The organism is Streptomyces sp. RPA4-2, from assembly GCF_012273515.2.
Classification (GTDB): domain Bacteria; phylum Actinomycetota; class Actinomycetes; order Streptomycetales; family Streptomycetaceae; genus Streptomyces; species Streptomyces kaempferi.
Map to the genome: position 1 here is coordinate 2,797,889 of NZ_CP050975.2, position 18,599 is coordinate 2,816,487.

The window sequence follows — 18,599 nt, forward strand, 5'->3', positions numbered from 1 at the left end:
CCCCCGGGTCACCCGAGCGCGGCCACCCGGTCCCGGTAGCCGCGCACGGGTGCGGCGTCCCGGTACGGTTCGAGCTTAAGCGCTCGAAGTCCCGTACGTACTCGACGGCCCGTACCGACCGCATCTCCGCCGCCTGCCCCGCCGCCTCCGCGCCCAGCTGGCAGGCCTGGTCGAGCTCTCCGAGCCCGAGCCGCGCGGTGGCGAGCACGACCCGGCAGAAGAGCCGGCTGCGCGCGTACCCGGGCGCCCGCAACTGCAGCGAGCGCTCGGCGTGCTGCGCCGCGGCCCGGTACTGCTGCAGATCCCGGTGGCAGTGCCCGAACTCGTCGGCGAGCTGTCCCTCGTCGAAGAACCGCGCCCAGTGCGGCGCGTCGTCCCCGGGCCGGGCGGTCTCCAGCGCCCGCTCGGCGCGCACCAGCGACGCCGTGCAGGCCCGGACCTCCCCGAGCACTCCGTGCCCGCGCGCCTCGACCGAGTGCAGCAGAGCCTGCACGACGGGCGGCGCGGAGGAGCCGACGCCCTGCTGGGCGACCCGGGCGAGCTGTACGGCCTCGCGCCCGTGGCCGAGATAGACGGCCTGCCGGCTCATGGTCACCAGCACGTAGGAGCCGTACGCCCGGTCCCCGGCCGCCTGCGACAGCCGCAGCGCCTGTACGAAGTAGCGCTGCGCGAGCCCGTGCGCGGCGATGTCGTACGAGGTCCAGCCGGCCAGCCGGGTGAGGTCGGCCGCGGCGGCGAACAGACGCCGTCCGGTCTGCTCGCCGTAGACACCGCGCAGCATCGGCTCGGCCTCGTGCTCCAGATAGCGGACCAGCGCCTGCCGGGCGTGGCCGCCGCCGTAGGCGTGGTCGAGGGCACGGAACAGCTCGCCGACCGAGCGCAGTGCGGCGATGTCGCCGCCGGTGACCCGCTGGCCGGGGCCGCGCTCGGTCTGGTTGCGGCGGCGGGCCGGAGGATCTCCCGGTTCGAGCGGGGCCGGGAACCTGGGAGAGGCGGGACGCACCTGTGCGGGGATGCGCGTGCCTGCGGCCGGGTCGCCGCGGCCGACCCGGTCGTCGGCCCGGCCGATCAGCCAGTCCCGGCTGGGGACGACGAGTCCCGCCGGGGTGAAGGCGATCTTGCGCAGCTCGGCGTGGCTGCCGGAGTCCTTGCGCCACAGCCCGCTGACGATGTCGACGGCCTCCTCGGGGGTCGCCGCGAACTCCAGGCCCGCGTAGACGGGCGCGCAGGCGTCGAGCCCGAGGTCCTGCGCGCTGAGCCGTCGTCCGAGGCGGCGGGTGAACACCTCGGCGATGAGCGCGGGGGTCGTGCCCCTGGGCTGCTGCCCGCGCAGCCACCGTGTCACCGATGTCTTGTCATATCTCAGATCCAGTCCGTGTTCGAGGCCGAGCTGGTCCACGCGGCGGGCGAGACCGGCGTTGGAGAACCCCGCTTCTGCGATGAGCGCGGCGAGCTGGCGGTTGGGAGTGCGCTGCGCGGGTCGTTCCGTCATCTGCGGTGCGGTCTCCTGCCTTTCGGGCACCACTGCGTGCCCGTCTGTGAGCAGCCCTTATGGCCTCGTGAACGGCGCGAATGTAGCTGAGCGTGAGCACCCGATCGCACCTTTCGACATACATTCATCCGATCGTGTGAGGATTGCCCTTTGGGCTGACGCGGAGGACCCGGACGTACAGTGGCGTGGGCGCGTTACGTACCTGACGAAAGGTTCTTTCGCGTACCGGACAACGGTTCCGCGGATGTGCCGGACCGCGGTCGTGGACTTCGAGGGAGGCGCTTGCCGTGAGTGAGCTGCGGTTCGTCCGCATGGGATTCGGTGCCGATGCCGTGGACTACCAGGAGGCGTGGGACGAGCAGCGCCGGGTGCACAACGCCCGCTTCCTGGACGAGATCCCCGACACCTGCCTGCTCCTCGAGCACCCGCCGGTCTACACGGCGGGCCGGCGTACGGCGGACAACGAGCGCCCGCTCGACGGCACGCCCGTCGTCGACGTGGACCGCGGCGGCAAGATCACCTGGCACGGACCGGGGCAGCTCGTGGGCTATCCCATCCAGAAGCTTCCGCGCCCCGTGGACGTGGTGGCGCACCTGCGGCGCCTGGAGGACGCGATGATCCGGGTCTGCGCGGAGTTCGGCGTCGAGACCAGCCGGGTGGAGGGCCGGGCGGGCGTCTGGGTCCTCGGTGACCCGGTCGAACAGCGCCCCTCCGGCGGACTCTCCCTCGACTTCGACCCCCGGCTCGCCGACGAGGAGTTCGACCCGCGGCTGAACGGACCGCAGTACGCGCCCTCCAACGCCGGCCAGCGGCGCGAGGACCGCAAGATCTGCGCCATGGGCATCCGGGTCGCCAAGGGCGTCACCATGCACGGGTTCGCCCTGAACGTGAACCCGGACACCTCGTCCTTCGACAAGATCATCCCGTGCGGCATCCGGGACGCGGGCGTGACGTCACTGGCGTACGAGCTGGGCCGCGAGCTCACCATCGACGAGGTACTGCCCGTCGTGGAGAAGCACCTGGGCGACGTACTGGCGAACGCCGACCTCAGGCCGCGCGAGGTGGAGCGGGCGTCCGCCTGACGTCCCCCTCCGGGGAACACCCCGGAAGCACTCCGGGAAACGCACCGGGGAACACTCCGGGGAAGGGAAACCCCCCGGAGCGCGGGGAACCGCTCGACCGGCCCCGGGAATGCACCCTTGCTCCCCAAGGTTGCCCACCCCGGGGAGCAAGCACCGCACGGGCGTACCCTGGTGTACGCCGAAGAATCGAAGCTACAGGGAGCCGATGTGTCCGCAGTCGCACCCGACGGACGCAAGATGCTGCGCCTGGAGGTCCGGAACGCCCAGACCCCCATCGAGCGCAAGCCCGAGTGGATCAAGACCCGGGCGAAAATGGGCCCCGAGTACACGAAGATGCAGAGCCTCGTGAAGAGCGAGGGGCTGCACACGGTCTGCCAGGAGGCGGGCTGCCCCAACATCTACGAATGCTGGGAGGACCGGGAGGCCACGTTCCTGATCGGTGGGGACCAGTGCACCCGGCGCTGCGACTTCTGCCAGATCGACACGGGCAAGCCGGAGGCCCTCGACCGTGACGAGCCCCGTCGTGTGGGCGAGTCCGTGGTCACCATGGACCTGAACTACGCCACCATCACCGGCGTCGCCCGCGACGACCTGGAGGACGGCGGCGCCTGGCTGTACGCGGAGACGGTCCGCCAGATCCACGCCCAGACCGCCGAGCGCGCGGAGGGCCGCACCAAGGTCGAGCTGCTCGCCCCGGACTTCAACGCCGAGCCCGCCCAGCTCGCCGAGGTCTTCTCCTCGCGCCCGGAGGTCTTCGCGCACAACGTGGAGACGGTCCCTCGGATCTTCAAGCGCATCCGCCCGGGCTTCCGCTACGAGCGCTCGCTGAAGGTCATCACGGAGGCCCGGGACTACGGTCTGGTCACGAAATCGAACCTGATCCTCGGCATGGGTGAGACCCGCGAGGAGGTCGGTGAGGCGCTGCGGCAGCTGCACGAGGCGGGCTGCGAGCTGGTGACCATCACCCAGTACCTGCGCCCGTCCGTGCGCCACCACCCCGTGGAGCGCTGGGTCAAGCCGCACGAGTTCGTGGAGCTCAAGGAGGAGGCCGAGCAGATCGGCTTCTCCGGCGTCATGTCGGGCCCCCTGGTCCGCTCCTCGTACCGCGCCGGCCGGCTGTACCGGATGGCCGTCGAGAAGCGCGGCGCGTACGTCGCCTCGCAGGCCGTCTGACCGGCGCGCGGCACCCCCGGACGGAGCAGTCGGGGGAAACCTGTTCGACCCGAGCGGTGGCACTGAGTGCCACCGCTCGCGTGTGAGTCGGCGCACAAGCAACTACCGCCCGGTAGTGGCCAATTCGGCACCCTCGCGGCCGTCCGCGCAGTTGGGGACCCCCGTCAGGATCGCGTCAGGCTGGAGACCTGGTGCATCAAGGCTTCATTGGTGTTTGACCGGTCGGTCACGCCCTGGTAACACCAATCAGTGACCCTGGTCTTACACCACGTACCGCCCCGTCCCACGAGCCGTCATCCCGAGGGGGGACCTCCCATCATGCAGGCCGCGCCCGTACGCGCCACCGCGATCCCGTCGTTCACCGATGCACTCCGTGCCGTCGAGTCGCTGCTCATGAGCAGCGGCCAGCGCACCGCCCGCCGCAACGCCTGGACCTCCGTCCTGGAGGACCGCCGTCGCGCCAAGGACCGGGTCGAGGCGCAGCGCGTGCTGGAGTCCGTGGCGACGCGTCCGTAGCCGTCGCACGACTCGTCGCCCGCCTCGCCGCGGGCCCCGGCCGCGGGCGCTGCCGCCGTCCGCCCGGACACTGCCGTCGTCGGGCCTTGCCGGGCCACGTAGACTTCGTGGCATGGCGAGGAAGGAACCTGCAGCGGACGCTGCGAACCCCGGGCGACTCAAGCAGATCGTCCTGACCTACAAGATGACTCGCAAGGCCGATTCCAAGATCGGTCTTGTACTCGCGGCAGTCGGAATCGTCACCCTCGGTGTCTTCCTCGCGATCGGCTTCCTGATCGGCCACCCGGTCTATCTGGGCATTCTCGGCCTTCTGCTCGCCTTCCTCGCGACGGCGATCGTCTTCGGGCGCAGGGCCGAGCGGGCCGCGTTCGGACAGATGGAGGGCCAGCCGGGCGCCGCCGCGGCCGTGCTCGACAACATCGGCCGGGGCTGGACCACCACCCCCGCGGTGGCGATGAACCGCAGCCAGGACGTGGTGCACCGCGCGGTCGGCAAGGCCGGCATCGTGCTGGTGGCCGAGGGCAACCCGAACCGGGTGAAGAGCCTGCTGGCGGCCGAGAAGAAGAAGATGGCGCGGATCGTCGCGGACGTACCGGTGCACGACGTACTGGTGGGCACCGGTGACGGGCAGGTGGGGCTCAAGAAGCTCCGCACCACGATGCTGAAGTTCCCCCGCGTCCTGACCGGCGCGCAGGTGACCGCCACCAACGACCGGCTGCGGGCGATGGGCGACCTGATGAGCAACATGCCGCTGCCGAAGGGCCCGATGCCCAAGGGCATGCGGATGCCGCGCGGCGGTCCGAAGGCCCGCTGACACCCCTCCTACATGCGTACGACGAAGGGGGCGACCGGATCTCTCCGGTCGCCCCCTTCGTCGTGTCCGGACGTCCTGCCCGGACGTCGTGTCGTCGCATCCCGCTGCCGTGGCCGGGCTCGTACCGCGCCGGGGCTCATGTCGTGGCCGCGCTCATTGCCGGGCCCGAGCTCATGCCGGGCCCTGGTTCGTCCGTCCGGACGTCGTGCCCGGGGAGCGCCGAGCCCCGCGGTGGAGGCCGGACGGCTAGGGCGTGTTGCGAAAGCCCTGTCGTCCGCCCGGAGGGCGGGGCTTTCGCAACACGCCCTAGGCGCGGACCTCGACGGTCCGAGCGAGGCGGTCGTGCAGGCCCCGGCCGTCGCGGTCCCAGATCAGCGCGGGGACGGCGACGCACAGCAGGGCGGTGCGCAGCAGGGCGCGCAGCGGGTTGAGCCGCCCGCCGCCCTCGGGCACGACGCGCAGGCCGAACAGCCGCTTGCCCGGTGTGAAGCCGACGGTACCGACCGTCAGGACACCGAGGGCGAAGAAGACGAGCAGCGCCCAGTTCCCGGTCGCCTGGCCGTAGCCGTCGGTGAGCAGCCCGTATGCGATCACCATGCACAGGGCCCAGTCGACGGCGATGGCGCCGAGGCGGCGTCCCGGACGGGCGATGGAGCCGGGCCCGGTCTCCGGCAGACCGAGCTGCTCGCCCCGGTACCCCAGCTCCGCGCCGGAGTCCTCCATGGCCGCCCGGGGTCCGGAGAGCCACGATCCGATTGCTTGCCTGTTGTCCACCCGTCAACGGTACTGCGCCCGTTTTGGCATACGGACACGAGGGGCCTGGGCAGCCCGGGTCGGTTAACTTGGGCGAAACAAATGGGTCACGCTGGAGAAATCCCCCGTCCCTATGGTCAGGCCCCAGCGTGTGCCACCGCACTGGCCGCACGAACGAACTACCACCCCGGTCCACAGTGGGCGGGAGTAGGAGGAGCTGGATGTTCCAGAACGCCGACGAGGCCAAGAAGTTCATCGCGGACGAGGACGTCAAGTTCGTCGACGTACGGTTCTGCGACCTGCCGGGTGTGATGCAGCACTTCACGATCCCGGCCGAGGCCTTCGACCCGGCCGAGGAGCTCGCGTTCGACGGCTCCTCGATCCGCGGCTTCCAGGCCATCCACGAGTCCGACATGGCGCTCCGCGCCGACCTGTCCACCGCGCGCGTCGACCCCTTCCGCCGCGACAAGACGGTCAACATCAACTTCTTCATCCACGACCCGATCACGGGCGAGCAGTACTCCCGTGACCCGCGCAACGTCGCGAAGAAGGCCGAGGCCTACCTCGCCTCGACCGGCATCGCCGACACCGCGTTCTTCGGCCCCGAGGCCGAGTTCTACGTCTTCGACAGCGTGCGCTTCGACACCAAGGCGAACGAGGCCTTCTACCACATCGACTCCGAGGCGGGCGCCTGGAACACCGGCGCGGTGGAGGACAACCGCGGTTACAAGGTCCGCTACAAGGGCGGTTACTTCCCCACCCCGCCGGTCGACCACTTCGCCGACCTGCGTGCCGAGATCTCCCTGGAACTGGCCAAGTCCGGGCTCCAGGTCGAGCGCCAGCACCACGAGGTGGGCACCGCCGGCCAGGCCGAGATCAACTACAAGTTCAACACGCTGCTCGCCGCGGCCGACGACCTCCAGCTCTTCAAGTACATCGTGAAGAACGTCGCCTGGCGCAACGGCAAGACCGCGACGTTCATGCCGAAGCCGATCTTCGGTGACAACGGCTCGGGCATGCACGTGCACCAGTCGCTGTGGGCCAACGGCGACCCGCTGTTCTACGACGAGGCGGGCTACGCGGGCCTCTCGGACACCGCCCGGTACTACATCGGCGGCATCCTCAAGCACGCCCCCTCCCTGCTCGCCTTCACCAACCCGACGGTGAACTCCTACCACCGCCTGGTCCCCGGCTTCGAGGCCCCGGTCAACCTGGTCTACTCGCAGCGCAACCGCTCCGCGGCCATGCGCATCCCGATCACGGGCTCGAACCCGAAGGCCAAGCGCGTCGAGTTCCGCGCGCCCGACTCCTCCGGCAACCCGTACCTCGCCTTCTCGGCGCTGCTGCTCGCGGGCCTCGACGGCATCAAGAACAAGGTCGAGCCGGCCGAGCCGATCGACAAGGACCTGTACGAGCTGGCCCCCGAGGAGCACGCGGGCGTCGCGCAGGTCCCGACCTCGCTCCCGGCCGTCCTCGACCGTCTCGAGGCCGACCACGAGTTCCTGCTCGCGGGTGACGTCTTCACGTCCGACCTGATCGAGACGTGGATCGACTACAAGCGCACGAACGAGATCGCGCCGCTGCAGCTGCGTCCGCACCCGCACGAGTTCGAGCTGTACTACGACGTGTGAGCCGGCCCGGCTTCCGTACGGAGCCCCGTCGCCGCCCTCGGGTGGTGACGGGGCTCCGTCGTTGTGCGCGGCACCCGGGTCGTCGTACACGGCGCGTGGGCCGTCGTCGCGCGAGGCGCTGGACGGGTGTGTGCGGCGCGTAAGGAAGTGACGTTCGACAGGGCTGTTCTTTGCCTCCCGTGGGGCCGTTCGGCACCGGTTCTTGGGTGGGCACGGGCGCACAATGGAAGCGGGACGAGTGCCGGAGTGCGTGAGTGCCTGAGTGTCTGAGTTCGGGGTGATGCAGAATGCAGAGCCGGTTCCGGAGCGATCGGCGCCTGACCGTGCGGATGACGGTCACGCTGTTCCTGCTCGGATTGCTGTACGTGGCCTTCGTCGCCGCGTTGATCGTGCTGCTGAAGTCCTGGGTACTGGTCGTGGTCGTCGCCGCCGCGATGCTCGGCGCCCAGTACTGGTTCTCGGACCGTATCGCCCTGTACGCGATGCACGGGCGCATCGTGGAGCGGGAGGAGCATCCGCAGCTGCACGGGGTCGTGGACCGGCTGTGTGCCGTCGCCGACATGCCGAAGCCGCTCGTCGCCGTCTCCGACCTGGACATGCCGAACGCGTTCGCGACCGGACGGAACGCCGACCACGCGGTGCTGTGCGTGACGACCGGGCTGCTGCGTCGGCTGGAGCCGGACGAGCTGGAGGGCGTCCTCGCGCACGAGCTGTCGCACGTGGCGCACAAGGACGTCGCCGTGATCACCGTGGCCTCGTTCCTCGGGGTGATCGCCGGACTGATCGTACGGTTCGCCTTCTACTCTCAGCTCTTCGGCGGGCGCGGGCGCAAGGACCAGAACACCCTGGCGATCTTCATGGCCGTGATGGCCGTCTCCGCGGCCGTGTACGCGATCAGCTTCCTGCTCATCCGGGCCCTGTCCCGGTATCGCGAACTGGCCGCCGACCGGTCCGCGGCACTGCTCACCGGCCGGCCCTCGGCGCTCGCCTCCGCGCTGACGAAGGTCTCCGGGGACATCGCGCGGATCCCGACGAAGGACCTGCGGACGGCACAGGCCTTCAACGCCTTCTACTTCACGCCCGCCCTGGGCGCCGGGCCCAGTCTCGGCAAGCTCTTCTCCACCCACCCGAGCCTGGAACAGCGGCTCGAACAACTGGGCCGCATCTCGGCCGAGTTGGGCGAGGCGGCGACCCCCGGCAAGACCACCTGACCGTACTTCGCCGTTCTTCGAAAGGCAGCCGTCCGCATGGGGTTCCTGGACATCCTGCTCGGGCGCACCAAGGCCGTCGCACCCGATCTCGACCAGCTCTTCGGACTGCCGTCGGCCGCCGTGACCCTACAGGCGGCCGCCGGGTTCACCCCGACCGGGACGGGCGCGGTGTGCTTCGCGTCCGTCGAGGGCGCGGCCTTCGCCGAGGCCCACCGCGAGGTGCGGGAGCTGCTGGAGGCGGACACGGGCCGAGCGCAGTCCGCGCCGTCCGGGCAGCCCGGCTCGGGGCCACCGGTGGAGGTGACGCGGGACGAATACGGGTACTCGTGGCTGGTCTCGCGGCGCGCCCCGGACGACCTGCCCGCGCTGGTGAGCGATCTGCACGCGGTCAACAGCACACTGGAGGGCAGCGGTTTCGGCCCGCAACTGCTGTGCTCGGTGGTGGCCTTCGCGGAGACCGAGGACCCCGAGCAGGCCGGGCAGCGGCTCGGGCTCGTGTATCTCTACAAACGCGGCACCTTCTACCCCTTCGCGCCGTCGGCCGATACCGGCGGGCGACGCGACAACGCGCTCGAACTGCGGATCAAGGCCGCGCTCGCCGACGACCTGCGCATCGAGCAGGACCTCGGCCGGTGGTTCCCCGTGTGGGGCGCCCCCGGTCTGTGACGCCCCCCGGGGCGCCGCCCGCGGCCTCACACCCCGCGTGCCGCCGTGACCACTCCGGCCGCCACCGCCGAGTCCAACGCCGCGTGGTCCCTCGTGTTCTGGTCCGCGTAGCGCAGGGCGAAGTCGGCGACGGCGTGTTCGAAGGTCTCGGCGCCGCCCAGGTAGGCGGCGATGGCGACCCGGTCGCCGGAGCGCGCGTGCGCGCGGGCCAGCGCGGTGCCGCACAGCCGGGCGTAGGCCACCAGCTCGTCCGGCGTCATGCCGGAGACGTTCGCGGAGCCCTTCATGTCGCGCAGTTGCCGCCAGTAGAAGGCGCGGCCCTGCGGCCCGGTCATCCAGCCGAGGAAGATGTCGCTCGCCGACTGCAGCAGCCGCTGCCCGGCGACGATCCGGTGGCCGGGATGGACGTACGGACCGCCGGGCAGATGCTCCTCCAGTACGGATCTGGTGGCTTCCTTGATCTGCAGGAACAGCGGGTCGTCGGTGTCCCGGCCGGTGAGCAGCACGATGAAGCAGCGGGTGCCCACACTGCCGACGCCGACGACCTTGCGCGCGGCGTCCGCGAAACGGTAGCGGTCCAGCAGGAGGCGGCGCTCCTCGGCGAGGGTGGAGCGGTAGTCGCTGAAGATCTTGCGCAGGGTCGCCATGTCGGAGGCGCCGGCCGGTTCGAGGAGCGGTGGGTCGCGCACGATGCGCCGCCGTCCGTCGACGGTCTCGGTGAGTTTGCCGAGGGCGTGCAGGCTGGTGCGGCGGCGGGCGCGGGTGAGGCTCGACTCGACGCGTCGCCGCCGGCCGGCGGAGCGGACGAGCGGGAGCAGCCGGTCGGCGTCGATGCGCTCGTACCAGACTGCCAGTTCGCCCCGGTCCGCGAGCCGTCGTATGCCCTTGCGGTACTCGGCCGCGGCGGCCTCGGCCGCGCGGCGCACGCGCGTCTCGGCGTACCCGTTCTCGCGGGCGGCCACCGCGACGCTGGCCGCGAGCCGTTTGACGTCCCACTCGAAGGGGCCCGGATGGGTCTCGTCGAAGTCGTTCAGGTCGAAGTGCAGGGCGCGTTCCGGTGAGGCGAACAGGCCGAAGTTGAGGAGGTGGGCGTCACCGCACAGCTGGACCGTGAGGCCCGTGTGGGGCTGGGAGGCGAGGTCGGCGGCCATCACGGCGGCGGCTCCGCGCAGGAAGGCGAACGGCGAGGCGGTCATCCGCCCGTACCGGATCGGCAGCAGTTCCGGCAGTCGGTCCCTGCCCTGCCGTTCCAGGACGGCGACGGGGTCGGGGCGGTCGACGCCGGGGATCCAGACGGCGTGCGAGGAACGGGGGGCGCGCTTGCGGGCGGCCCTGCCGTGGGCGGCCCGTGCGGCGGGGGTGGCGGTGGCGCCGGTCGGGGCCACGGCCGTCAGGTCCGCACTGCGCGAGCGACGTCGCTGCTGACGGCTCCGGAGAGGCTACGGGTGCTGCGGGCCGTGGCGTCCTTGGAGCCGTCCGCCGGAACGTCGTCCACCTTGACGACGACCGTGTCGAGGAGGTTGCCGCCCTTGTCGCGGAAGTCGACCTGGACGACGTACGTCCGGGACGTGGAGGTGGGGTTGGTGGCGGTGACCTCGACGGTGGAACGGCCGTCGGAGTCGGTGCGCATCCGGTCGCCGGCCTTCACCTCGCCCTTGGCGTTCAGGCCGCTCCTGAACTCGTCGAACCGCCGGCCCGCCTCGGCGGTGGCGGAGGCGAGGGAGTTGCCGGCCCCGGCGGTCGCGGAGGCCAGGGCGCTGCTCGCCGCCGAGGCGAGGGAGGCGGCGGCGGAGGCGGCCTGGGAGGCGGTACCGGCGGGATTGCCGTCGCCCGAACAGCCGGTGAGGGAGAGAACGCCCAGCAGCACGGCACCGGCCGACCGCAGCAGCGTCCCGCGCGCGCCGACGGCTCGCACACCGAGCCGTCGTACGACGGCACCATGTACGACGGCACCTCGTACGACGGCACCTCGCTCCCGTACCGCTTAAGCATCCCCCGTCGCAGCCGCGCCCCCCGTACCCGAAGCCCCCGTATCCCGTTCCTCGCCATCGCGCCTCCCGGCGTTCCGCTGCGGATTCCCTGCCTCGCGTTCACCACAGTCAAGGCTCTGAGCAGGGCATACGCATGCGGGAGGCGGCAATCGGGTGAGGCGCGAGAGGATGCGGGGAACGACGGCCATGAGGCGGAGGCGGCGTGGGCGAGCAGCGGCGGCACATCGGGGTGGCGGAGCGGCGGGCCCGGCTCGCGCTGCGGCACCGGCTCACGGGGCCACGGCGCGCGGCGGCCCCCGAGGAGGTCGCCGGGTCACTGGTCGCGCTGCACGGGACCGATCCGGCGACGGTGTACCTGGCGGTGGGCGCGCGCCTCGCGGAGGCCGGGCGGACGGTGGCCGAGCTCGACCGGGCGCTGTACGGGGACCGGACCCTGGTGCGGATGCACGGCATGCGGCACACCGTGTTCGTGTTCCCCACCGAACTGGCCGCCGTGGTGCACGCCTCGACCGGCCTGGCGATCGCGGCGAAGGCGCGGGCCGGACTGATCAAGGACATGATCACCGGCAGTGGCGGGCGGCTGACCGAGGAGTGGCTCGCGGAGGTCGAGGCGTCCGCGCTCGCCGCGCTGGCCCGGCGCGGGCAGGCGACCGTGAACGAACTCACGGGCGATGAACCGCGGTTGAGGGAGCAGTTCACCTACGGCGCGGGCCGGGGGTACGAGAGTGCGCACACCGTGTCCTCGCGTCTGATGCGGGTGCTCGGCGTCGAGGGGCGGGTCGTGCGGGGGCGTCCGCTCGGCTCCTGGACCTCGACGCAGTTCCGCTGGGCCGTCGCCCCGCCGTACCCCGGGCTCCCGGCCGGTGACGCCCAGCGCGAGCTGCTGCGCCGCTGGCTCACGGTGTGCGGGCCCGCATCGGAGGCGGACCTCAAGTGGTGGACGGGGTGGAAGGTGACGGATGTGCGGCGGGCGCTGGGGGCGGTCGGGGCGGAGGCCGTGTCGCTCGACGGCGGGGTGAGCGGGTACGTCATGGTAAGCGACGCCGGTCCGGTCGACGAGCCCGGCGCGCCGTGGGCCGCGCTGCTGCCCGGACTCGACCCGACGGCCATGGGATGGCAGGAGCGGGACTGGTATCTCGCGCCCTCGCTGCGGCTTAAGCGTTGTTCGACCGCAGCGGGAATGTCGGGCCGACGGTGTGGTGGGACGGGCGGGTGGTCGGGGGGTGGGCTCAGCGGGGTGACGGTGAGGTGGTGTGGCGGGTGCTGGAGCCGGAGGGAGTGGGGCGGGAGGGGATGGCGGCGATCGAGGCGGAGGCCGCGCGTCTGCGGGGCTGGTTGGGCTCGGCCCGCGTCACCCCGCGCTTCCGCACACCGCTGGAACGCGAACTGACCACTCCGTGAGGTCACCGGCCCACTTCTCGCCCCTGCCCGACCCGTCCCCGGGGGCTCCGCCCCTCAGACCCCCGTTCGGTCTTGAGGGCCTTGTCCTCAAACGCCGGACGGGCTGAAAATCCGCAGCCCAGGCCGGCACCATCAGCCCGTCCGGCGTTTGAGGACGAGCCCTTCGGGCGAAGCGGGGGTCCAGGGGGCGCAGCCCCTTGGCTGGCTCCGGAGACGGGTCGGGTAGGTGCGGCGGGGGCGAGAGACGTCGGTGCCGGGAACAAGCGACCCGGCACCGGACATCCCCCCGCTCAGCGCGCGTACCGCAGCAACGCCCGCACCATGTGACACGTGGTGTCCGACGGCGGATGCACCCCGACGATCGCGGCGGTGCTGCGTATCACCTCGTTGCGGGCCTGATTCGGCACGTACACACCGGAGTCGAGCAGGGCGATCGCAAGACGCATCGCCTTGAGCCGACGGTTGTGCGTGACGTACCACTCGCGGGGACGCCCCGGCGGCAGCGGGCGCTTCGCCACGGGCTCGTACGGCAGGTCCATCAGGACCGCCCTCTTCGATGTGGACTGGGTGGGCAGCGGCTTCAGTGCGGCAGCGGGCACCGGCATCCTCCTGTCGCGGTCGGGGCACCGCCGGCCCTCCCGGCGACCCCCTCGAACACTGCTCCCAGTCTACCGCCCGCCACTGACATCCGGGGAGAGCGCAAGGTCCAGTAAATGCCCAGGTGGAAGCCGCAATTGACGTCCTGTCACACCAGATTCCGACGGTGCGCATGTGACGACAGGAATTCGAACAGACTCATCGATGTACCGTGTCCGGCATGGAGATCTGGATCAACCCGGCCTGTTCGAAATGCCGCGGCGCCATCGACCTGCTCGACGCGGAGGGCGCGGACTACACCGTGCGCCGCTACCTGGAGGACGTACCGACGCCGGACGAGATCCGGGCCGTACTGGAGCGGCTCGGCCTCGAACCGTGGGACATCACCCGCACCCAGGAGGCCGACGCCAAGGAGCTCGGGGTGAAGTCGTGGCCCCGGGACGACGGTTCACGGGAACGGTGGATCACGGCGCTGGCCGAACACCCGAAGCTCATCCAGCGGCCGATCATCACCGCGGACGACGGCACGGCCGTCGTGGCGCGCACCGACGACGCCGTGCGCGAGGCCCTGTCCCGCTAGCGGCCGCCCCTCCCCGGCCACCCCGCCTCCCCCTTCCCGGCTGCCCCAACTCCCGCGTGACACAGGTCACTTCAGTGACTTGGGTGAACTGTTGAGCAGCCCCGTTCGGTATCTCGTACATAGCGGCATACGGATCGCATCCGGCCGCCCATGGCGGCGGCCGGGGACAGGAGGCGCGCATGTCGCGTAGGAGAACTCTCAGTCCCAGGAAGAAGCTCGCGCTGCTGGTCAGTGCCGCGGCCGTGGCGGGAGGCGGCGCCTTCGTCATGGCGACCACCTCGAACGCGGCCCCGGTCCAGAACGCGTCGAACTCGACGGTCTGCCAGGGACTGGCCACCGCGCTGGGCAACAACCAGACGTTCATCGACGGGCAGCGGGCCAAGCCCGACGCCCAGTCGCAGGCCCGGATCGCCAACCGCGACGCGGTCATCGCGCAGATCAAGGTCCAGCAGGCGGCGTCGAACTGCCAGGTCGGGGAGTCGGCTCAGGGCCCCCAGGCCGCGCAGCCCGCGCAGCCCGCGCAGCCCGCACAGCCTGCGCCGAGCGCGCCGGGGAAGCAGCAGACCACCGCACCCGCGCAGGGGGCGGGTGGCGGCGCGGCCACCGGCCGGCAGGTCTGTGCCGGCTCGACCGTCACCCTCTCCGGCGAGGGCGGCGCACCGGCCGCCTCCAGCAACCAGTTCCCCGCCGGGACGAAGCTCAAGGTCACGAACCTGGACAACAACAAGTCCACCACCGTGCAGGTCACGTCGGTGTCCGGCAGTTGCGCGCTGCTGAACAACGCCGCGTTCGAACAGGTCCGCGAGCCGGGCAAGTTCCTGATCCGCCGGGCCCTGATCGAGAAGGTGGGGTGAGGACCGGAGACTGACGACCTGGGAACTGCGCGAGATCGAAGGTGAGTTCGGCCGACGCGGTGTGCGGCGGCGCCTGCGGCGAGACGTCCGGGAGGACGGCCGCCTGTATGCGCGGCAGCGCCGCGGCGGCCCGTGCCGCCACCCGGCACGGGTCATGGGTCCTGCTGTTCGCGGCCACGAGCAGCAGGACCGGCACCTCACCTCCAGAACACCCAGCGCACCAGAACATCCAGCGCGCCCGCAAACCCATCGCATACGAGACGCCGCGGCCACCCCGGGCGGATCACGGCGGGCGGCGCGCCTCCCTCGCGGCCTTCGCGAACGGGCCCCTGACAGCGGTCGCGCATCGCTCTCGGCGAGTGAGGCGCGGCACAGGGACACCAGGTAACACGGGGTTCATGCTCGGGCAATGATCGGGAAATCGCCTGTTGACAGGCTTCCGGGCATGACGCGGCGCCACGGTGCCGCGAGCGCCGCAGCACCCGCGGCGCGCCTGGAGACCCACCCGAAGGATGTGGCCCGTGACCTTCAAGGCTGAGTACATCTGGATCGACGGCACCGAGCCGACGGCCAAGCTCCGTTCGAAGACGAAGATTCTGGCCGACGACGCCAAGGGTGCCGAGCTGCCGATCTGGGGCTTCGACGGGTCCTCCACGAACCAGGCCGAGGGCCACGCCTCGGACCGCGTACTCAAGCCGGTCGCCAGCTACCCCGACCCGATCCGCGGCGGGGACCACCTCCTCGTCATGTGCGAGGTCCTCGACATCGACATGACGCCGCACGAGTCCAACACCCGTGCCGCGCTGGCCGAGGTCGCGGAGAGGTTCGCCGCTCAGGAGCCGATCTTCGGCATCGAGCAGGAGTACACCTTCTTCGACGGGGAGCGCCCGCTCGGCTTCCCCGTCGGCGGCTTCCCGGCCCCCCAGGGCGGCTACTACTGCGGTGTCGGCGCCGACGAGATCTTCGGCCGTGACATCGTCGAGGCGCACCTGGAGAACTGCCTGAAGGCGGGCCTCGGCATCTCCGGCATCAACGCCGAGGTCATGCCCGGCCAGTGGGAGTTCCAGGTCGGCCCGCTCGCCCCGCTGGAGGTCTCCGACCAGCTGTGGGTGGCCCGCTGGCTGCTCTACCGCACCGCCGAGGACTTCAACGTCTCCGCCACCCTCGATCCCAAGCCGGTCAAGGGCGACTGGAACGGCGCGGGCGCCCACACCAACTTCTCCACCAGGGCGATGCGCGAAGGGCCCGAGGGCTATGCCGCGATCATCACCGCGTGCGAGTCGCTGGGCGAGGGCTCGAAGCCGCTCGACCACGTCAAGAACTACGGCGCCGGCATCGACGACCGCCTGACCGGCCTGCACGAGACCGCTCCGTGGAACGAGTACTCGTACGGCGTCTCCGACCGCGGTGCCTCGGTCCGTATCCCGTGGCAGGTCGAGAAGGACGGCAAGGGGTACATCGAGGACCGCCGTCCGAACGCCAACGTCGACCCGTACGTGGTGACGCGGCTGCTCGTCGACACCTGCTGCGCCGCCCTGGACAAGGCCGGCCAGGTCTGATCCACCCCCTGCCCGCGAAGGGGCGCCCACCATGCCGGTGGGCGCCCCTTCGGCGTGGCACGCCCCCGTACGGCGGCCCGGCGTGCGGAGCGCGCGAGGGGTGCGAGCCCTCGTTCGCATCAAGGGCGCGTCCGACCTTTGAACCAGGACTCCTGCCCGGCCCCGCCTTCTGCTTCAATGGAGACATGGCCAGCCACCAGAAGTGCACCGCGACAGGTCGCCACGACCTGGAGCCCTTCTGGCCTTCCCGTCAGCATCACGACTTCGACCGGGTGTGTTGCCGCGCGACGAACGCGCCGGCCCTCTAAAGCCGTACACCCCGGCCTTCGGCCAGCGCGCACGACGTACGTCCTCGACGGCCCCGACCACGAACTCGCGGTCGTCGACCCTCCCGACGAACTCCTCGCGCGAAAGAGCTGACCTCTCATGGCGAACACACGTTCCTTCACCTCCGTCGCGACCTCCCCCTCCCCGGTCACGCCCACGGCCGGCGCCGGGCGTCACCGGCTCCGTGCCGTCGACCGGGACGAGGTGGTGAACGTGGCGGACTTCCTGCCGCCGGGCGCCACCTGGCTGCCCGCGCCCCCGCACACGCTGCCGGTACTGCCCGGCCGGCCGCCGATGATCGGCTACCTGCTCCTCGTGCCGGCCGACCAGCAGCCCCTGCTGCCGGTCGCCGTCGCCCCGGACCCGGCGGGGACGCCCGCCCCCGCCGGAAGCGACCCGCTCGTGCGTATCGACTCCGTGCAGCGCACCGCCGAGGTCGACGGGCGGACGCTCGACCTCACCTACCTGGAGTTCGAGCTGCTCGCGCATCTCGTCACGCACCCGCACCGGGTGCACACCCGGGACCAGTTGGTCACCACCGTGTGGGGCTACGGGCACGTGGGCGACGGACGGACCGTCGACGTGCATGTCGCGCGGCTGCGCCGCAAGCTCGGGGCGCAGCACCGGCAGTCGATCCAGACGGTACGACGGGTCGGCTACAAGTACGCGCCTCCGACCGGTCGCTGATCGGTCCGTCGGCCGGCCGGCCGGCCGGTCGGTCCGTCCCGCGTCCGCGTCCGCGTCCGTCACATCTTCTGGCGGATCTTCCCTCAGCAGATTCCCGTTCCGTCCGGTGGGCCGACCGTGCAGAGTCGTCACCATGAGACTTCTGGTGCTGGGTGGTACGGAGTTCGCGGGGCGCGCCGTGGCGCAGGCGGCGGTGGGACGCGGCTGGGAGGTGACCGTCTTCCACCGGGGACGGCACGAACCTCCCGCCGGGGTGCGGTCGTTGCTCGGTGACCGCACCGCTCCCGACGGGCTCGCGGCGCTCGCGGGCGCCGCCGCCGAAAGTGACTGGGACGTCGTCGTCGACACCTGGTCGGCTGCGCCGCGGCCCGTCCTCGACGCGGCACGGCTGCTGGCGGACCGGGCCGCGCGCCATGTGTACGTGTCGAGTTGCTCGGTCTACGCGTGGGCTCCGCCCGCCGGGTACACCGAGGACGCGCCACTCGTGACCGGGGCGTCGAAGGACGCCGGGCCGACCGACTACGCGCGCGACAAGCTGGGCGGTGAGCTGGCCGCCGTCTCCGCGTTCGGCGCGGAGCGTTCGCTGCTCGTGCGGTCCGGGCTGATCCTCGGGCCGTACGAGAACATCGGCCGCCTGCCGTGGTGGCTGGGCCGGATCGCGCGGGGCGGGCCCGTACCGGCGCCCGGACCCCGGGACCTTCCCCTCCGGTACGTCGATGTCCGTGACCTCGCCGAGTGGATCCTCGGGGCGGTGGAGCGGGGGGCGAGCGGGGCCCACAACCTGACGAGTCCGCCGGGTCACACGACGATGGGGGAGCTGCTCGACGCGTGCGTGCGGGTGACGGGCAGCGGCGCGGAACTGCGGTGGATCGAGCCGGAGATGATCCTGGGCGCCGGGGTCGAGCCGTGGACACAGCTGCCGGTGTGGGTGCCGCCGGGGAGTGACCTGCACGATGCGCTGTACGGAGCGGATGTCTCCCGGGCGGTGGAGGCCGGGCTTCGGTGCCGGGATGTCGCGGAGACGGTCGCCGACACGTGGGCGTGGCTCCAGGCCGTGGGCGGTACGGCTCCGCGGCGTCCGGACCGCCCGCCGGTCGGGCTGCCTCCGGAAGCGGAGGCCAGGTTGCTCTCCCGGTGACCGCTCGCGCCCCCTGGGGGCTCCGCCCCCGGACGGGGTCCGGGGCGGAGTCCCAAGAGCCGTGCCGACGCCCCGGAAAGAATCCCCTTCAGAGCGCGCTGAATATTGTTCAAACATGATTTCGGAG

General features: G+C 71.5%; 16 protein-coding genes and 2 pseudogenes. 13 read left to right on the plus strand and 5 right to left on the minus strand.

Features of this window, described 5'->3' with window-relative positions; translation table 11 throughout:
• Window positions 1–8: 8 nt before the first annotated feature.
• Window positions 9–1,492: pseudogene (locus HEP85_RS12005) on the minus strand (regulator).
• A gap of 287 nt (window positions 1,493–1,779) precedes the next feature.
• Here HEP85_RS12005 and lipB point away from each other — a divergent pair.
• The 4 genes from lipB (at window position 1,780) to HEP85_RS12025 (ending at window position 5,077) form a co-directional block, all read left to right on the plus strand.
• Entirely contained in the window at window positions 1,780–2,574 is a 795-nt protein-coding gene (gene lipB, locus HEP85_RS12010) for a lipoyl(octanoyl) transferase LipB (RefSeq protein ID WP_168527780.1), read from the plus strand.
• A 207-nt stretch (window positions 2,575–2,781) separates the two neighbouring features.
• Complete coding sequence (gene lipA / locus HEP85_RS12015) at window positions 2,782–3,747, plus strand: lipoyl synthase (protein ID WP_168527781.1); 966 nt, start codon at window positions 2,782–2,784, stop codon at window positions 3,745–3,747.
• 318 nt (window positions 3,748–4,065) lie between these two features.
• Window positions 4,066–4,263, plus strand: coding sequence for a hypothetical protein (locus HEP85_RS12020; protein WP_148013661.1), 198 nt, complete (start codon window positions 4,066–4,068; stop codon window positions 4,261–4,263).
• Between the two features lie 112 nt (window positions 4,264–4,375).
• A complete protein-coding gene (locus tag HEP85_RS12025) occupies window positions 4,376–5,077 on the plus strand; it encodes a DUF4191 domain-containing protein (protein WP_168527782.1) in 702 nt (233 codons plus the stop codon).
• Between the two features lie 306 nt (window positions 5,078–5,383).
• Here the strand turns inward: HEP85_RS12025 and HEP85_RS12030 are convergent, their stop codons facing one another.
• Entirely contained in the window at window positions 5,384–5,851 is a 468-nt protein-coding gene (locus tag HEP85_RS12030; protein WP_168527783.1) for an RDD family protein, read from the minus strand.
• A gap of 200 nt (window positions 5,852–6,051) precedes the next feature.
• Here HEP85_RS12030 and glnA point away from each other — a divergent pair, with 200 nt between their 5' ends.
• The 3 genes from glnA to HEP85_RS12045 all read left to right on the plus strand — a co-directional run bounded on the left by glnA (window position 6,052) and on the right by HEP85_RS12045 (window position 9,338).
• Window positions 6,052–7,461, plus strand: a complete 1,410-nt coding sequence (glnA, locus tag HEP85_RS12035) for a type I glutamate--ammonia ligase (protein WP_168527784.1) — start codon at window positions 6,052–6,054, stop codon at window positions 7,459–7,461.
• A gap of 287 nt (window positions 7,462–7,748) precedes the next feature.
• Complete coding sequence (gene htpX / locus HEP85_RS12040) at window positions 7,749–8,672, plus strand: zinc metalloprotease HtpX (RefSeq protein WP_168527785.1); 924 nt, start codon at window positions 7,749–7,751, stop codon at window positions 8,670–8,672.
• Window positions 8,673–8,708: 36 nt separating this feature from the next.
• Window positions 8,709–9,338, plus strand: a complete 630-nt coding sequence (locus HEP85_RS12045) for a hypothetical protein (protein WP_168527786.1) — start codon at window positions 8,709–8,711, stop codon at window positions 9,336–9,338.
• A 26-nt stretch (window positions 9,339–9,364) separates the two neighbouring features.
• Here HEP85_RS12045 and HEP85_RS12050 read toward each other — a convergent pair whose 3' ends face one another.
• Together HEP85_RS12050 and HEP85_RS12055 are read right to left on the minus strand one after the other, a co-directional pair.
• Window positions 9,365–10,723, minus strand: a complete 1,359-nt coding sequence (locus tag HEP85_RS12050) for a DUF2252 domain-containing protein (RefSeq protein WP_369657692.1) — start codon at window positions 10,721–10,723, stop codon at window positions 9,365–9,367.
• A gap of 5 nt (window positions 10,724–10,728) precedes the next feature.
• Window positions 10,729–11,253 (minus strand): hypothetical protein, encoded by a 525-nt coding sequence (locus HEP85_RS12055; RefSeq protein ID WP_356016605.1) that lies wholly within the window; start codon window positions 11,251–11,253, stop codon window positions 10,729–10,731.
• A gap of 278 nt (window positions 11,254–11,531) precedes the next feature.
• Here HEP85_RS12055 and HEP85_RS12060 point away from each other — a divergent pair.
• Window positions 11,532–12,730, plus strand: a pseudogene (locus HEP85_RS12060) (winged helix DNA-binding domain-containing protein).
• A 290-nt stretch (window positions 12,731–13,020) separates the two neighbouring features.
• On the opposite strand, the gene HEP85_RS12065 reads toward HEP85_RS12060, so the two are convergent.
• Entirely contained in the window at window positions 13,021–13,329 is a 309-nt protein-coding gene (locus HEP85_RS12065; protein WP_168527790.1) for a hypothetical protein, read from the minus strand.
• A 218-nt stretch (window positions 13,330–13,547) separates the two neighbouring features.
• Here HEP85_RS12065 and HEP85_RS12070 point away from each other — a divergent pair, with 218 nt between their 5' ends.
• The 5 genes from HEP85_RS12070 to HEP85_RS12090 all read left to right on the plus strand — a co-directional run bounded on the left by HEP85_RS12070 (window position 13,548) and on the right by HEP85_RS12090 (window position 18,472).
• Window positions 13,548–13,907, plus strand: coding sequence for an arsenate reductase family protein (locus HEP85_RS12070; protein WP_168527791.1), 360 nt, complete (start codon window positions 13,548–13,550; stop codon window positions 13,905–13,907).
• Window positions 13,908–14,086: 179 nt separating this feature from the next.
• A complete protein-coding gene (locus tag HEP85_RS12075) occupies window positions 14,087–14,761 on the plus strand; it encodes a hypothetical protein (protein WP_168527792.1) in 675 nt (224 codons plus the stop codon).
• Window positions 14,762–15,282: 521 nt separating this feature from the next.
• Window positions 15,283–16,320, plus strand: a complete 1,038-nt coding sequence (glnII, locus tag HEP85_RS12080) for a glutamine synthetase (RefSeq protein WP_168527793.1) — start codon at window positions 15,283–15,285, stop codon at window positions 16,318–16,320.
• A gap of 426 nt (window positions 16,321–16,746) precedes the next feature.
• A complete protein-coding gene (locus tag HEP85_RS12085; protein WP_168527794.1) occupies window positions 16,747–17,334 on the plus strand; it encodes a winged helix-turn-helix domain-containing protein in 588 nt (195 codons plus the stop codon).
• A gap of 133 nt (window positions 17,335–17,467) precedes the next feature.
• On the plus strand, window positions 17,468–18,472 hold the full coding sequence (locus HEP85_RS12090; RefSeq protein ID WP_211117930.1) for an NAD-dependent epimerase/dehydratase family protein: 1,005 nt from the start codon (window positions 17,468–17,470) through the stop codon (window positions 18,470–18,472).
• Window positions 18,473–18,599 lie beyond the last annotated feature (127 nt).

Excerpts from the sequence above, each read along its gene's own strand:
- HEP85_RS12020 (WP_148013661.1), top strand. The coding sequence starts at position 4,066 with ATGCAGGCCGCGCCCGTACGCGCCACCGCGATCCCGTCGTTCACCGAT.
- HEP85_RS12025 (WP_168527782.1), top strand. The coding sequence starts at position 4,376 with ATGGCGAGGAAGGAACCTGCAGCGGACGCTGCGAACCCCGGGCGACTC.
- glnA (WP_168527784.1), top strand. The coding sequence starts at position 6,052 with ATGTTCCAGAACGCCGACGAGGCCAAGAAGTTCATCGCGGACGAGGAC.
- htpX (WP_168527785.1), top strand. The coding sequence starts at position 7,749 with ATGCAGAGCCGGTTCCGGAGCGATCGGCGCCTGACCGTGCGGATGACG.
- HEP85_RS12045 (WP_168527786.1), top strand. The coding sequence starts at position 8,709 with ATGGGGTTCCTGGACATCCTGCTCGGGCGCACCAAGGCCGTCGCACCC.
- HEP85_RS12070 (WP_168527791.1), top strand. The coding sequence starts at position 13,548 with ATGGAGATCTGGATCAACCCGGCCTGTTCGAAATGCCGCGGCGCCATC.
- HEP85_RS12075 (WP_168527792.1), top strand. The coding sequence starts at position 14,087 with ATGTCGCGTAGGAGAACTCTCAGTCCCAGGAAGAAGCTCGCGCTGCTG.
- HEP85_RS12085 (WP_168527794.1), top strand. The coding sequence starts at position 16,747 with ATGGCGAACACACGTTCCTTCACCTCCGTCGCGACCTCCCCCTCCCCG.
- HEP85_RS12090 (WP_211117930.1), top strand. The coding sequence starts at position 17,468 with ATGAGACTTCTGGTGCTGGGTGGTACGGAGTTCGCGGGGCGCGCCGTG.